Genomic DNA, 15,011 nt, shown 5'->3' with positions numbered 1-15,011 from the left:
CACGCTGAGCGTGGGAACGATCGATCAGCCGTAGAATCGAGGGCGATCTGGCAGGCCGACTTTGACGATCTGGCCGCTGTTCTGCGCCTCGATGCAAGCATCCGCAGCGACGGCGGCGGCGAAACCGTCCCACGCCGATGGCCCACCGACCTGCCCGGCGCGCACGCCATCGATGAACGCCTGCAACTCGACGTCGTACGCGGCGATGAACCGATCCTTCCAGTCCATCAGAATCGCATTGGACAGTTTCGCTCCGCTGCGCAGTTGAACCTGCGACGGCTCCGGCAGTTTGGCGATGCCCGTTTCCCCTACCACTTCGCACTGGATGTCGTAGCCGTACTGACAGTTGACGAACACTTCCACGTCGATGCGCGTGCCCTTGGCGGTTTCCAGCAACACGATCTGCGGGTCTTTCAAATGGGCGTGGGCCTTACTGGTCTTGCGCGGGAACACCACTTGCACCGACACATAATCGTCGTCGAGCAACCAGCGCAACACGTCCAGCTCATGGATCAGCGTGTCGGTGATCGCCATGTCGGTCTTGTAGTTTTCACCTACGGTCGGATTGCGGTGTGCGCAGTGCAGCATCAGCGGCTCGCCGATCTGGCCACTGTCGATCACCGATTTCAATGCCCGATAACCTTCATCGTACGGGCGCATGAAACCAACCTGCACCAGTCGCTTGCCGTGGGCCACTTCGGCCTCGACGATCTTGCGGCAGCCTTCGGCGGTGACCGCCAGCGGTTTCTCGCAGAACACCGGTTTGCCCGCCGCAATGGCCGCCAGCACGAACTCTTCGTGGCTCGGGCCCCAGGAGGTGACGAGGATTGCGTCGACGTCCGGTGCCTTGATCAACGCGTGGCCATCGGGATAGACCTCCGCGGTCAGCTTCAGATCGGAGACGACCTTGGCCGCTTGCTGCAAATTGATGTCGGTGACCGCGACAACCTGACTGTTGAGCAAGGTCTGGCTGCAACGACGGATATGGTCCTGGCCGATGGCCCCGGTGCCGATGACGCCGATACGCAACGAATTGGAAAGCGAAGACATATAAACACTCCTGTTGTTCGTTTCAGGGCAATCAGTATTGACGGGCCTTGGCCAATCGTTCGTTGAGGGTCTTGGCCACTGCGTCAGTGCGTGCGCTGGTGGAGACTTGCGCCACGCCGACCCGCCACCACGACAGGTATTTGTGAATCATGGTTTTGGGCAGGACCTTGATGTCGATCAGCGTCGACACCGTCTGCAACCGCGCATCCGCCAACGCGGCTCGCAGCTCTTCAACCGTGTTCACCTTGTAGGTCTTGCAGCCGTAAGCCGCCGCGCTCATGGCGAAATCCACCGGCACGAAACCGCCATCGAGCTTGCCGGTTTCAGGATTGCGAAAACGGAACTCGGTGCCGAAGCTGTCCATGCCGTGTTCCATTTGCAGGTTGTTGATGCAACCGAAGGTCATGTTGTCCAGCAACACCACGTTGATCTTGCGGCGCTCCTGGATCGAGGTTGCCAGCTCCGAGTGCAGCATCATGTAGGAGCCGTCGCCCACCAGCGCATAGACCTCGCGCTCAGGCTCGGCGAGCTTCACCCCCAGTGCGGCGTTCACCTCATAACCCATGCACGAATAACCGTACTCGACGTGGTAGGTGTTCACACCCTTGCTGCGCCAACTGCGCTGCAAGTCGCCGGGCAGGCTGCCGGCGGCGGCGACGATCACCGCATCATCGGCCAGGGTTTCATTGAGCACACCGAGCACCCGGCTCTGGGTCAGGCAGGAACCGGTCAGCTCGATGAATTCGCGCAGCACCGCCGGGTCCAGGTGATCGTTGATTTCCGGGACGAAGTCCTGAGTCTGGTACTCGACCTGATAAATGCGGTCGACTTCCTCGTCCAGCTGCGCCCGGGCCTGTCGGGGTTGATCGCCCCAGCCGGAGCGATAGTCGCCCAACACAGCGGCCAAGGCGTTCAAGCCGGTTCTGGCGTCCGCCAGCAGTTGCACGCCATCGAGTTTCAGGGCGTCGCAAGGGCTGATGTTGAGGTTGAGAAATTGCACGTCCGGGTGTTTGAACAAGGATTTCGACGCGGTGGTGAAATCGCTGTAGCGGGTGCCGACGCCTATGATCAAATCAGCGTCCTTGGCCAACAGGTTCGCCGCCAGGCAACCGGTTTCGCCGATCCCGCCGACGTTCAGTGGATGGCTGGACACCACCGCGCTCTTGCCGGCCTGGGTTTCGGCGAAAGGAATATCGAAGCGCTCGGCAAAGGCCTGCAACGCTGCATTGGCACCGGAATACTTGACCCCACCGCCGCAGATGATCAGCGGTTTGCGCTTGCCTTTAAACAACGCCACGGCATCGTCGAGCATCGCTTCGGTGGCCGGACGGCGCTCAATGCGGTGCACGCGTTTTTGCAGGAAGTAATCGGGATAGTCGTACGCCTCGGCCTGCACGTCTTGCGGCAAGGCCAGGGTGACGGCGCCGGTTTCGGCGGGGTCGGTGAGCACGCGCATGGCGTGGATCGCCGCGGTCATCAGTTGCTCGGGACGGTTGATCCGGTCCCAGTATTTGCTCACGGCCTTGAACGCATCGTTGGTGCTGATGCTCAGGTCGTGGAACTGCTCGATCTGTTGCAACACCGGGTCTGGTTGGCGGCAGGCATAAACGTCGCCGGGCAACAGTAGCAAGGGAATACGGTTAGCGGTGGCCGTCGCGGCAGCAGTCAGCATGTTCGCCGCGCCCGGGCCCACCGATGAAGAGCAGGCGTAGATCTTGCGCCGCAGGTGTTGCTTGGCAAAACCAATGGCCGCGTGGGCCATGCCTTGCTCGTTGCGGCCCTGATGGACGATCAGGTCGCCGCTGTCCTGTTCCAGGGCTTGCCCCAGACCCAGCACATTGCCGTGGCCAAAAATGGTAAAGATCCCGGCGACGAATTTGCTCTGAATCCCATCGACCTCGATGTACTGGTTATCGAGGAATTTCACCAGGGCCTGGGCCATGGTCAGTCTTGTTGTGGTCATGCTCGCACCTTTTCCGTATGCAAATCCGATGTCAGCTCAGGGATTTCTGCAGGTGATCCATACTCGCGCCGATCGCCGTCTGGATATCCGCCAGGCCATGGACGCTGTCGGCAAACGGTTCGAACGACAGGTAGCCGCTATAGCCGCTACTGAGCAAGGTGTCGATCTGCGCCGCATTGCCGAGGATGTCGCCCTCGCCCACCAGCACCCGATGGCCGTCACGAATGGTCGCCAGTGGCGCCTCGGCATCTTCGACGCCGGAGATGTGCACCAGCCCGGTCAGCTCAGGGAAGAATTCATGCTCGCTGGCCAGGTGATGGTGGAAGGTGTCATGCACCAGACGAAACACATCCAGCCCTCCGATGGCCTTGATCGCATCGACTGCCGTGCGTTTGCGCCGCAGCGAGCATTCTTCGAAACCCAGCGGTTCGATGAAGCCGAGAATGCCGTGATCGCGCAGGATCGGTGCCAGTTCACTCAACGCCGTGCGCAGGCCGGACGCACGCTGCGCTTCGGTTCGTGGATCGGCGCGGTCGTTCAATGGGCACATCACCAAGCCCCGTGCGCCACAGTCACGGGCATAAGCGGCAAGCTTCAGGGCGTGTGCGCGGCGCTCGTCATTCCAGACATCGAACGGATACAGCGCGTTGATCGACAGCACAGTGATGCCTTTGGCCGCGCACAGCTCACGGACGTGTTCGGGTGCGGTGCCATCCTCGATCTCGACGCCTTTGAGGTCGTTGCGAATCTCGATGGCGTCGGCCTTGAGGGTCACCGCCAACTCGATGAACGCCGGCAGGGACAAACGTGGGGCGACCATACGGTTCAAGGCGAAACGCAGGGGTTTGCTCATTTTTTGTTGTTCTCCGCACACGTGAATTATTTGGCTGTCGGCATGCTGAATTCAGGGCCCTTGGCGATGCTGTCGGGCCAACGCTGCATCACGCTTTTGTAGCGGCTGTAGAAGCGAATGCCTTCTTCGCCATAAGCGTGGTGATCACCGAACAGCGAGCGCTTCCAGCCGCCGAACGAGTGCCAGGCCATGGGCACCGGAATCGGTACGTTGATGCCGACCATGCCGACCTTGATGCTGCGGGCAAACGAGCGGGCAATGCCGCCGTCGCTGGTGAAACAGGACACGCCGTTGCCGAATTCATGGGCGTTGATCAGCGCCACGGCGCTGGCGAAGTCCGGCACGCGCACAATGCCCAGCACCGGTCCAAAGATCTCTTGCTGGTAGATGCTCATCTCGGTCGTGACCTTGTCGAACAGCGTGGCGCCGACGAAGAAGCCTTTCTCGGCGCCCGGCACCTTGAAGTTGCGCCCATCGACAATCAGCTGCGCGCCCTGGGCCACGCCTTCGCCGATAAAACCCTCGACCTTGGCCTTGTGTTCGGCGGTCACTAGCGGCCCCATGTCGCTGTCGCCCTGCATACCGTTGCCGACCTTCAGTTGATCGATGCGCGGCAGCAGTTTGGCAATCAACTGGTCACCGACATCACCCACGGCCACGGCAATCGAAATCGCCATGCAACGCTCACCGGCCGAGCCGTACGCCGCGCCGATCAGCGCGTCCGCCGCCTGGTCCAGATCGGCATCGGGCATGACGATCATGTGGTTCTTCGCCCCGCCCAGCGCTTGTACACGCTTGCCGCGCGAGGTGGCTTGCTGGTGGATGTACTCGGCAATCGGCGTCGAGCCGACAAAGGAAATCGCCTCGATGTCCGGGTGTTGCAGCAAGGCATCGACCGCCGCCTTGTCGCCCTGGACCACGTTGAACACACCGTCCGGCAACCCGGCTTCGGTGAGCAAGCGAGCCATCAACAAACTGGCGGATGGATCACGTTCAGACGGTTTGAGGATGAAGCAGTTGCCGGTGACCAGCGCCAACGGGATCATCCACAGCGGCACCATCACCGGGAAGTTGAACGGCGTAACGCCGGCGCAGACGCCCAATGGCTGGCGCAGGTTCCAGTTGTCGATGCCACCGCCGATGTTGTCGCTGAAATCGGTTTTCAGCAGGTTCGGCGCACCGCAGGCGTATTCGACGATTTCGATGCCACGGGTCACTTCGCCCTTGGCGTCGGAGAACACCTTGCCGTGTTCGCGGCTAATGATTTCGGCCAGTTCGTTGTGATGGCGGTCGAGCAATTCCTTGAACTTGAACATCACCCGCGAACGGCGCAGGGACGATTGCTCGGACCAGGCCGGGAACGCCTTCATGGCCGAAGCGACGGCCTCGTCCACGGTCTTCTGGCTGGCCAGCCCGACCCGCGCCTGAACGCTGCCGGTGGCCGGATTGAAGACATTGCTGAACCGCTCGCTACCGCTGTCCTGCACCTGACCGTCGATGTAATGACCTATGACCGGGGCGTCGCTCATTGTTCTTGTTCTCCCTTTGAATGTTGGAATTTAGAGATCCAGTAGCCAGCTGTGCTGCGGATCGTTATGGAACTGCCAGACGCGTTTCGGGCCGGCCATCACGTTCAGGTAATACGACTCATAGCCGTAGGGCACGCTGACCGGGTGATAACCCTTGGGCACCACAACCAGATCGCTGTTTTCCACCGCCATGGCCTGATCGATACTGCGATCGTCGGTGTAGACCCGCTGGAACACGAAGCCCTGGGGCGGGTTGATCTGGTGGTAATAGGTTTCTTCGAGAAAGCTCTGGTGCGGCAGATCGTCGGTGTCGTGCTTATGCGGCGGGTAGCTCGACGAGTGACCGGACGGCGTACGCACTTCCACCACCAGCAGCGAATGGGCGGGCTCGGTGTCCGGCAAAATGTCGCAGACATAACGGGTGTTGGCACCCTTGCCGCGCACGCTGCGTTTCATGCTGTCGGGTTTGATCAGCCTTGGGACGAGGTTTTCGGCGGTGGAACCGGGCGCCGCGCACACGGCGATTTGCACGTCGCTCAACGCCACCACCTGGGCCTGGCTGCCGGGTGGCAAATACACGGCGAACGGTGATTTGTCTTCGAACACCGACTGACGATCGCCGATGTTGTCCCAGTCGAATGCGCCCTGCCCCGGTGCTTCACCCTTGATGCCGACCCGACCGCTGAGCAGCACCAGGCACAATTCCTTGTCGCCCGCGCTGACCGGTAGGGTTTCGCCAAGACTCAGGCGGTAAGCGGCAAAACCGACGTATTCCAGCTCTCCCTGCCCCAACTCGACCATGGTCCGGCCACGGGCATTGCTTTTGACCAGCAGGCTCATCGCGCGGTCCTCTCGTCGAGCAAGGCACGCAAGGTGTCGTAGCCTTTTTTCGCGTAGACGTAACTTGGTGCCACCGCCGGATCCTGCTCGGCTTCCACCACCAGCCAGCCGTGGTAGTCGGCGCCCAGCAGCACGTCGAGCAAGGCGCCGAAGTCGATGTCGCCATCGCCGGGCACGGTGAAGGTGCCGTTGATGATGCAGTCCGGGAAGCTCCACAGGTTGTTGCGCGCCAGTTGCACCACCGGTTTGCGCACGTCCTTGAAATGCACGTGGCAGACCCGTTCGATGTGTTTGCGCAATACCTGCAACGGCTCGCCGCCGCCCATGTAGCAGTGGCCCGAATCGAACAGCAGGCCGACTTCGCTGCCAGTCAACGCCATCAGTTTGTCGATGTCGGCCGGGGATTCGACGTAGGCCCCCATGTGATGGTGATAGGCCAGACGCACGCCCTGAGACAGGGTGAAGCGCGCCAGTTCGGTGAGTTTGTCGGCATATTCTTGCCAGGCCTGCTCGGTATGGAAACGTGGGCGCTCGACCAGTGGAATGCGCTGGCCTTGAATGGAGTCGGCGACTTCGCCATAGACCAGCACCTTGGCGCCGTTCTTCGCCAGCAGCTCGACATGGCTGCCGATGGCGTCGATTTCCTCGGCCACGGAACGGCGGGCCAGACGGCTGGAATACCAACCGGACACCAGCGCCAGGTCATACGGGCGCAATACATCGCCGACGCCCTTGGCGTCCTTGGGAAACTTGCCGTTGAGTTCGAAGCCTTCGTAGCCAATGTCCTTGCCTTCACTGAGGGCGGTGCTCAACGGCGTTTCACCACCGAGGGACGGCAGGTCGTCGTTGCTCCAGGAGATCGGGTTGATGCCAATTCGGATAGCGGGCATGGCTGCACCTTTTATTGTTTTCTCAAAAATGTTCAACCGATCACCTGTGGCGAGGGAGCTTGCTCCCGCTGGACTGCGAAGCAGTCCCGAATCAATCAGCCCGGTGTATCAGGTAAACCGCATTCACAGGTTTGCGACTGCTTCGCAGCCGAGCGGGAGCAAGCTCCCTCGCCACAAAAGCCCCATCAATCAATTAATGTGTTCAGGCTCGGGCCGTGCGCCAGGCATCGATCAGTTCGACGAAGGTGCCCTGCACCTGGCGAATCAGTGCCTCGTCGTCGATTTCACCGGCCAGCCACGCGCGGCTCGGTTCCTGGAAGATCGTCCGGCCCACGGCGAAACCACGGCAGGTCTGGCTCTGGCTGGCCTGTTGGAACCCTTCGGCCAAGGTCGCCGCCGGGGCATTCAGGCCCAGCAGCACCACGCCACGGCAATACGGGTCGCGTTCCTGGATCAGCTCGTCGAGTTGTTTCCACTCCTCGGCGCTTTGCGCTTCGATCTTCCACCACGCCGGGTAGATGCCCAGGTTGTAGAGGCGTTTGAGGGCGCGATAGAGCACGTCTGGATGCGGTGATGGGTGATCCTTGGGCGGAATGATCTCCAGCAGCAATTCATGCCCGCTGACCTGCGAGGCCTGGTACAGGCCCTTGATCTGCGCCTCCTGCTCCAGACGCAGCAGAGGCTCGTCGTCGGGATGGAATTGCACCAGGCATTTGATGATCTGTTCTTGCGGCCAGGCGATCAGGTTGCTGCCGATCGAGCGCCCGTGTTCGAACGCCAATGGCCGCGAACCCTGCACTTCCACCGGCCGCGCCACCCACCAGCCACGACCGGTGGCGGCGTTCAGCGAGTCCTGGCCGAAACGTTGATCGGCCAGCAAGCCGACATCGGCGTCGACGCCCTGCTCACGCAAATCTGCCTCGACCCGTTCCACGGCTTTGATAAAGAGTTGTTTGAGTTCGCAGATAGCGTTCAGGTCGCGCCCGCCCTTGTGGGCCAGCTCCACCAGTTGCCCGCGATGATCGAAGGCAAAGATGAACAGCTGCTTCCACTGTTTGCGCGGCACGCTGACCTGATGCAGACGCTGCAATGTCACGTCCTGATCCGGCCGGGTGATCGGCACCGGGCTGTTGAACAGGTAATCGAGTTCGGCGCGGGTCGGCATCGCCGGGGCGCAGGCATGGCGCGACACCACCAGACCGCCGCAGGCATTGGCCAACTGGCAGCAGCGCTCGTCGCTGGCGTCCTCCAGCCAGCCACTGAGGAAACCCGACATGAAGGCATCGCCGGCCCCCAGCACATTCAAAACTTCGACGCGCACACCGGGATAGATCGCGCCGTCTTCGAGACGCGCCGGGATCGCCCCGTGAATCACCGTGCAACCTTGCGGGCCGAGCTTGACCACCAGGGTTGCCGCGCTCAGGCGCCGGACATTGCGCAGCGCGGTGAGCAGATCCTCGGAGCCGCCGGCGATCAGGAATTCTTCTTCAGTGCCGACGATCAGGTCGAAACGCGGGAGGATTTTCTGCACATGCTGGCTGACGTTCTGGTCGGCGACGAAACGGGTTTCGCCGTCCGCCTTGCCGGCCAGGCCCCAGAGCACCGGGCGGTAGTCGATGTCCAGGACCCGCTTGACGTTGTGCTTTTCGGCGTAGTCCAGCGCCTGAATGCTCGCCTTGTAGACACCGTCGGTGGAGAAATGGGTGCCGGTGATCAGCAGGGCTTTGCTGGAAGCGATAAAGGCTTCGCTGATGTCTTCGGCGCGCAACGCCATGTCGGCGCAGTTTTCGCGGTAGAACACCAGGGGAAAGGTTTCGCGATCCTTGAGGCCCAGCAGGACCATGGCGGTCAGGCGTTCCGGATCGACCTTGATGCCGCTGACGTCGCAGCCTTCACGGACCAGGGATTCAACGAGGAAACGGCCCATGTGGTCGTCCCCTACCCGGCTCAACATCGCCGACTTCAGCCCCAGTCGCGCGGTGCCGAAGGCAATGTTGGCGGACGAACCGCCCAGGTACTTGGCGAAGCTGCTCACATCCTCCAGCCGCGCCCCGACTTGTTGCGCATAAAGATCGACGCCAAGGCGTCCGAGGCAAATCAGATCCAATTGACGCCCACTGGCAAAACGAGTCTGGCCCATGCTGGCTCCTGTTATTTTTATCAGCCTGCGTCCGGGGCGATGAAGGCGCCGAACACTCTTGGTGGATGCAGACTAAAACGACCGGGACCGAACAATCAATATTTATTCTATATATTTTTTACGTGGAATATTTTTTCCAATAAACTTTGATACAAGCGTTCCAGACAGCGTGCATCGTTTCAGCAGGCCCCAGGCCGATTGCAAGCTCAAGATTTTATTCCGGCCTACCCTGTAGACTGCGCACAGCCAACCTATTGTCAGGGGGTGACGAGAACCGTCATCCCTATAAGAACAAGCCAGAAGGATTTCTTATGTCCCGCACCGATCAGCCGGCTACGACCGAGAGCTCGCCCGACAGCGATCTCGCCAGCCCTCCGATCAATGCCGAGCGTCTGTTGCAGCTGATCACCGAGGAGTACGAAAGTCTGCCGCGCCAGCTCAAACGCATCGCCAGTTACATGAGCCAGCAGAGCGACCGGATCATGGTCGACCGCATCAGCGACATCGCCCGCGAGTGCGAAGTGCACCCGTCGGCCATCGTGCGCTTTTCCCAGCGCTTCGGCTTCAGCGGGTTCAGTGAAATGCAGGCGCTGTTCCGCGAGGCCTACACCCACAAGACCACGCCGGTGCAGAACTACCAGCAACGCATCCGCAGCATGATCGCCAACAAGTCACAGAAGGCCAGCGGCGGCGACCTGGCGCGCGAATGCATCAACGCCACCCTGTCAGGCATCGAACGATTGGGGCTGGAACTCGATGACCAGGCTTTCGACAAGGCCGTGGACCTGGTGGTGAATGCCGACAACATCTACGTGGTCGGGGTGCGCCGCTCGTTCGCGGTGGCCGATTACCTGGTCTACAACCTGCAACACACCAACAAGCGCATCCACTTGGTGTCGGGCCTTGGCGGCAGCTACCGCGAGCAGATGCGCAGCGTGCGCGCCAACGACCTGGTGATCGCCATCAGCTTCACGCCCTATGGCAAGGAAACCCAGCACTGCCTGCGCATCGCCCAGCACCATCAGGCGAAAACCCTGATCATCACCGACAGCAACCTCTCGCCATTGGCCAAGCGCGCCAACACCGTGCTGCTGGTCAACGAGGGCAGCTCGTTTGCCTTCCGTTCATTGAGTGCCACCTTGTGCCTGTGCCAGGCGCTGTTCATCGCCGTGGCTTATCGACTGGAATTGAAGGTCGATGAGATTCATGAGCAGGCAGGCTTTGAGGATTAGCCTTCGAGGATGAACGATAGGCCTGAGGATTAGCGCGAAACCGCTTGCAGGTCGCTGAACCTCGGCTAAGGTTGTCCATCCCCAAGGACCGTCTGTAAGGAGAAGCTCAATGAAACTGATCGGCATGCTGGATTCGCCCTACGTGCGGCGCGTCGCCATTTCCGCCAAATGCCTGGGCATCCCGCTGGAACACGCGTCGGTTTCGGTGTTCAGGCACTTCGAGCAGTTCCAGCAGATCAACCCGGTGGTGAAGGCGCCGACGCTGGTGCTGGATGACGGTGAGGTGTTGATGGATTCAACGCTGATCATCGATTACCTCGAAGCCCTGGCCGCTCCGGGTAAAAGCCTGATATCCGACAATCCGGCTCAACGCTTGCGCTCGCTGCGGCTGATCGGCCTGGCGTTGGCCGCGTGCGAGAAGTCGGTGCAGCTTTACTACGAACGCAACCTGCGGCCAGCGGAAATTCAGTACGCGCCTTGGGTGGAACGGGTCGAAGGACAATTGGCGGCAGCGTATTCGGCGCTGGAGCGGGAGCTGGAAAAGCAGCCGCTGAAGACCGATGGCTCGATTGCTCAGGATGGGATTAGCCTGGCGGTGGCCTGGAGTTTTACCAACCTGGTGGTGCCGGATCAGGTGGATGCTGCGCAGTTTCCACTGATCAACGCGTTCACGGCGTATGCCGAAGGGCTTGAGGTGTTTATCGATACACCGATCGAGTAGGCAATACGCAGTAAGCCGAAACACTGAAAATCCCTGTGGGAGCGGGTTCCGCATTGGGCAATGCTCACCACAGGGGCCTGACGATCTGGCTGATTACCGCTTGGCCAATTCCATAATCATCCGCGACAGCAAATAAATCCGCGGCGCCACGCTTTCGACCTCGGCGTACTCTTCAGGCGTATGGATATTGCCGCCGACAATCCCGAACCCGTCCAGCGTCGGCGTGCCAACACCCGCGGACAAACTCGCATCTGCCGCCCCGCCGCTGCCTTCTTCCGTCAACTTGCGGCCAATTTCGCCGTAAATGCCTTGAGCCATGGCCATCAAGCGATCCGATTCCGCCGTTTGCGGCATCGGTGGCAAGCCGCGCTTGAGGCTGGTGGTGACTTGCGTATCGGCAATCAGTTTGTCCTTCGACACCCGCGCCAGGTCCTTTTCGATCCGGTCGAACTCCTCCGGCACCGCCGCCCGCACATCAGCCTTGGCCGTAGCCTGATCCGGAATCACGTTGGTGCGGTCGCCGGCCTTGAGCACGGTGAAGTTGATGGTGGTTTTCTTCGCTTCATCGCCCAGTTTGCCGAGTTGCAAAATCTGGTGCGCGGCTTCCATGGCAGCGTTACGCCCCAATTCCGGGGCAACGCCCGCATGCGCAGCCTTGCCTTTGACCTCGACCACGGCAGTGGCGCTGCCTTTGCGCCAGACCACCAGGCCATCGGCCGGGCGGCCCGGTTCGAGGTTGAGGGTCACATCGTGGGCCTTGGCGGTTTTCTTGATCAGGTCGGTGGCGACGTCCGAGCCGGTTTCTTCACTGGCATCGAGCAGGAAGGTGATCTGCGCGTAGTCCTTGAAGTCGAGGTTCTTGAGGACTTTCAGCGCGTAGATCCCGGCGACGATGCCGCCCTTGTCGTCCATCACGCCCGGCCCATAGGCGCGGCCGTCCTTGATGTGGAACGGGCGCTCGGCGGCGGAGCCTTCCTTGAACACAGTGTCCATGTGCGCCATCAGCAGAATTTTCGCCTTGCCGGTGCCTTTGAGGGTAGCCAGCACATGGTTGCTCTCGTCCGGGGTGTTGGGCACCAGTTCGATGGTGGCACCCAGTTTCTTCAACTCTTCGATGGCGATGTCACTCACCTGGGTCAGGCCCGGTTCATAGCCGGAGCCGGAGTCGATGTTCACCAGCCGTTCCAGCAGTTTCAGGGCTTCAGCCTTGTACTGTTCAGCATCGGCGAGGACTTGTTTGTGGGGTTCGGCGAAGGCTGCGGGGGTGAAGGTGCCGAGGGCGAGGGTCAGGCCAAGACTGGTGGCCAGGAAGGAACGCGGGAGCTTGAACGTCATGAATCGATCCTTGTTTCGTGTCGGGGGTCTTTAGACCCTACCTGACTACGACGCAAGGCTCTACACCGGATGCGACACATACAAACCTGCATGACCACACATTCCCTGTGGGAGCGGGCTTGTGTGGTTATTGGGTTACACAGAATCCAGCAACTCTTTACGCGGCTTGCCGTCGCCATGGCAAATGACGCGGTTACGGCCGGTGCTCTTGGCTTCGTAGAGCGCCTGGTCGGCGTCGTTGAGCCACAGGGTCGCTTCGTCGTGGGCCGGGTTGAAGGCCGCCAGGCCGATGCTCAAGCTGACCTTCAGCGCCGGGTTCTGCTCGTAACCCAACGTGGCGAAACGAGCACGCAGCGCATCCATCGCCACGGCGGCACGCTCCAGCGGCAGGTCCGGCAGCAGCACGCAGAATTCGTCGCCACCATAGCGCCCGGCGACATCGGCTGCCCGCAGGTTCTGCTTGAGAATTTTGCTCAGCTGACGCAAGACGATGTCCCCGGCGACATGGCCGTAGGTGTCGTTGATGGTCTTGAAATGGTCGATGTCGATCAACGCAATCGCCCCACCCTTCTGCTGGCGCCGGCAACGCTGAAACTCGATTTCCAGCTGGTCTTTCCAGGCGCCGTGATTCAGCAGGCCAGTCAGGCTGTCGGTGCGGCTCAGGGCCAGCAACTCGCGCTTGTGTCGGCCCAGAGTGTGGGCCTGACGGAAGCAGACCCAGCCCAGGGACATCGGATAAATCGACAGTAAAGGTAAACAGGCGTATAGCTGAAATGGACTGGTTTGCGGGACAAAAGCCGGCATGAACACCAGCAGCCCGAGGCCGATCCCGAGGATCTGCGCGACGGCGCCCGCCAACAGAAAACGCAAGCCACCGATGGCCACGTTGTGCATCGCCATCATCGACAGCGTAGCTGCGCTGGGCAGCGGATTGAACTGCATGGCGGCCACCCAGAAACCGCCGAGAAACGCGTCCACCAGAATGTTGCGGTGTTCGGCGTGATAAGGAATTTTCGCCCGACGCGCCCATTGATAGGCCACATGCGGCCAGATGACGCCGTTGAACAGCATCACCACCCAGACCCAGGGCGCGGGGTCGAGTGGATACATCCCTGCACCGACACACAATAGTCCAAGGGCCAGACCCAGGATGCGCGACCCATAAAGCCTCCTGGCCAATGAAAGTCCCTTTCCTCCCTTTTTTTCCATAGAGGCCTCTGTACTACTGAACCGAGCCTGACATCACATGGGTGAAAGTGATTGAAGTCTATCAGGGGAACGGCGAATAGCCATCACCGGATGACGGTCTGACAGCTGGTAGCTCCAATAGTGTGGTATCGCGATGAGGCGAGTGCCCAATGTTTGTCTATACATGAAGTAAGGGATCGATAAACCACGATAAACAGGAGGCCGCTGCAGAGGCTCCGCCAACCACCTTCCGTCCTGATCACTGCAAAAGGAATAGCCTGATGCTTTTGTTGGTTGTCGTTATCGCCGTTTTCGCGGCCTGGAGCTGGTTGAGCTACCCGGCCATCGGTTACTGGCTCTATGACTTGAACATGGCGCTGGAGGCCCGGCTGTATCGGTTGCACAAGCTTATCGTGCCGATCACCGAAATGACCGTCTCGACCTGGCAAGGCGGCCCCTACGAAGCCTCCAGCAACATACTGATGCTGCACGGCTACAGCGCCGACAAGAATATCTGGCTGCGCTTCGCCCGGCATTTTGTCAACGACTACCGGGTGATCATCCCCGACCTCGCCGGCCATGGCGAAACTGGTTTCAAGGCCGGTGGTGGCTATGACATTCCGGTCCAGGCCAAACGATTGATCCAACTGCTCGATGTCTGCGGCGTCGAGAAGGTGCACGTGATCGGCAATTCCATGGGTGGCTACATCGCGGCATGGCTGGCGGTCAATTACCCCGAACGTATCGTCTCGCTGGCGCTGCTCGACCCGGCCGGCGTCACTGCCCCGGAACCCAGCGACATGGAGCGCCACCTGGCTCGCGGCCATAACCCGTTCCTGATTCATTCCCGTGAAGAGTTTCAGCATTTCTACGCCATGACCATGGCTTCGCCGCCATGGGTACCGGGGATCGTGCTGGACGCTGTCGCCCAGCGCTATGAACAGCAGCGCGACGAGCTGGAAGAAATCTTCAGGGACTTCCGGGCCAGCCCGCCGATGGAACCAAAACTGCCCGATATCAAATGCCCGGCGCTGCTGCTGTGGGGGCGCAAGGACCGCTTGATCGACGTCAGCAGCGTGCCCGTCTGGAGCAAGGGCATCGCCGATCTGCGGGTGGAAATCTGGGACGGTGTCGGCCACATGCCGATGGTTGAGCAGCCGACCAAAACCGCACGCTTGTACCGGGAGTTTTTGCGGGCGCATCACATGACCCCCACCGCCTCATAGCAGCTGCTACGGGTTGGCAGATAATTCGGGGGGATGCTCGGCGA

The 15,011-nt window shown here is 60.7% G+C and carries 12 protein-coding genes; 3 read left to right on the top strand and 9 right to left on the bottom strand.

Going from position 1 to position 15,011, the window contains the following annotated elements:
- Positions 1-24: 24 nt before the first annotated feature.
- The 7 genes from PGR6_RS10445 to PGR6_RS10415 form a co-directional block, all read right to left on the bottom strand.
- Positions 25-1,050, bottom strand: a complete 1,026-nt coding sequence (locus PGR6_RS10445) for a Gfo/Idh/MocA family protein (RefSeq protein ID WP_064617029.1) — start codon at positions 1,048-1,050, stop codon at positions 25-27.
- A 31-nt stretch (positions 1,051-1,081) separates the two neighbouring features.
- Positions 1,082-3,013 carry a 3D-(3,5/4)-trihydroxycyclohexane-1,2-dione acylhydrolase (decyclizing) gene (gene iolD / locus PGR6_RS10440; RefSeq protein WP_064617028.1) on the bottom strand — a complete coding sequence of 644 codons (1,932 nt, stop codon included), beginning with the start codon at positions 3,011-3,013 and terminating at the stop codon, positions 1,082-1,084.
- A gap of 31 nt (positions 3,014-3,044) precedes the next feature.
- Positions 3,045-3,866, bottom strand: coding sequence for a TIM barrel protein (locus tag PGR6_RS10435; protein ID WP_018928030.1), 822 nt, complete (start codon positions 3,864-3,866; stop codon positions 3,045-3,047).
- A gap of 26 nt (positions 3,867-3,892) precedes the next feature.
- Positions 3,893-5,395, bottom strand: a complete 1,503-nt coding sequence (locus tag PGR6_RS10430; protein ID WP_064617027.1) for a CoA-acylating methylmalonate-semialdehyde dehydrogenase — start codon at positions 5,393-5,395, stop codon at positions 3,893-3,895.
- Between the two features lie 30 nt (positions 5,396-5,425).
- The gene (iolB, locus tag PGR6_RS10425; RefSeq protein ID WP_064617026.1) at positions 5,426-6,235 is read right to left on the bottom strand and encodes a 5-deoxy-glucuronate isomerase; all 810 of its coding nucleotides are present in this window, start codon (positions 6,233-6,235) and stop codon (positions 5,426-5,428) included.
- The gene (iolE, locus tag PGR6_RS10420; RefSeq protein ID WP_019649283.1) at positions 6,232-7,125 is read right to left on the bottom strand and encodes a myo-inosose-2 dehydratase; all 894 of its coding nucleotides are present in this window, start codon (positions 7,123-7,125) and stop codon (positions 6,232-6,234) included. The genes iolB and iolE overlap by 4 nt, the downstream gene beginning before the upstream one ends.
- A 202-nt stretch (positions 7,126-7,327) precedes the next feature.
- Positions 7,328-9,265: a bifunctional 5-dehydro-2-deoxygluconokinase/5-dehydro-2-deoxyphosphogluconate aldolase gene (locus tag PGR6_RS10415; protein WP_064617025.1), complete on the bottom strand. Its 1,938-nt coding sequence runs from the start codon at positions 9,263-9,265 to the stop codon at positions 7,328-7,330.
- Positions 9,266-9,576: 311 nt separating this feature from the next.
- Between PGR6_RS10415 and PGR6_RS10410 the strand changes: the two genes are divergently transcribed.
- Positions 9,577-10,497 (top strand): MurR/RpiR family transcriptional regulator, encoded by a 921-nt coding sequence (locus PGR6_RS10410; RefSeq protein WP_007939390.1) that lies wholly within the window; start codon positions 9,577-9,579, stop codon positions 10,495-10,497.
- Positions 10,498-10,606: 109 nt separating this feature from the next.
- Entirely contained in the window at positions 10,607-11,218 is a 612-nt protein-coding gene (locus PGR6_RS10405) for a glutathione S-transferase (protein ID WP_019649285.1), read from the top strand.
- A 93-nt stretch (positions 11,219-11,311) separates the two neighbouring features.
- Here PGR6_RS10405 and PGR6_RS10400 read toward each other — a convergent pair whose 3' ends face one another.
- Positions 11,312-12,553 carry a M20/M25/M40 family metallo-hydrolase gene (locus tag PGR6_RS10400; RefSeq protein WP_064617024.1) on the bottom strand — a complete coding sequence of 414 codons (1,242 nt, stop codon included), beginning with the start codon at positions 12,551-12,553 and terminating at the stop codon, positions 11,312-11,314.
- A gap of 135 nt (positions 12,554-12,688) precedes the next feature.
- Positions 12,689-13,762, bottom strand: a complete 1,074-nt coding sequence (locus tag PGR6_RS10395; RefSeq protein WP_026286574.1) for a diguanylate cyclase — start codon at positions 13,760-13,762, stop codon at positions 12,689-12,691.
- 260 nt (positions 13,763-14,022) lie between these two features.
- On the opposite strand from PGR6_RS10395, the gene PGR6_RS10390 reads away from it, so the two are divergent.
- Complete coding sequence (locus PGR6_RS10390) at positions 14,023-14,967, top strand: alpha/beta fold hydrolase (RefSeq protein WP_064617023.1); 945 nt, start codon at positions 14,023-14,025, stop codon at positions 14,965-14,967.
- Positions 14,968-15,011: the final 44 nt, after the last annotated feature.

Source organism: Pseudomonas sp. GR 6-02, from assembly GCF_001655615.1.
In the GTDB taxonomy this organism is placed as follows: Bacteria; Pseudomonadota; Gammaproteobacteria; order Pseudomonadales; family Pseudomonadaceae; genus Aquipseudomonas.
This window is presented reverse-complemented; position numbering and strand designations above follow the sequence as displayed.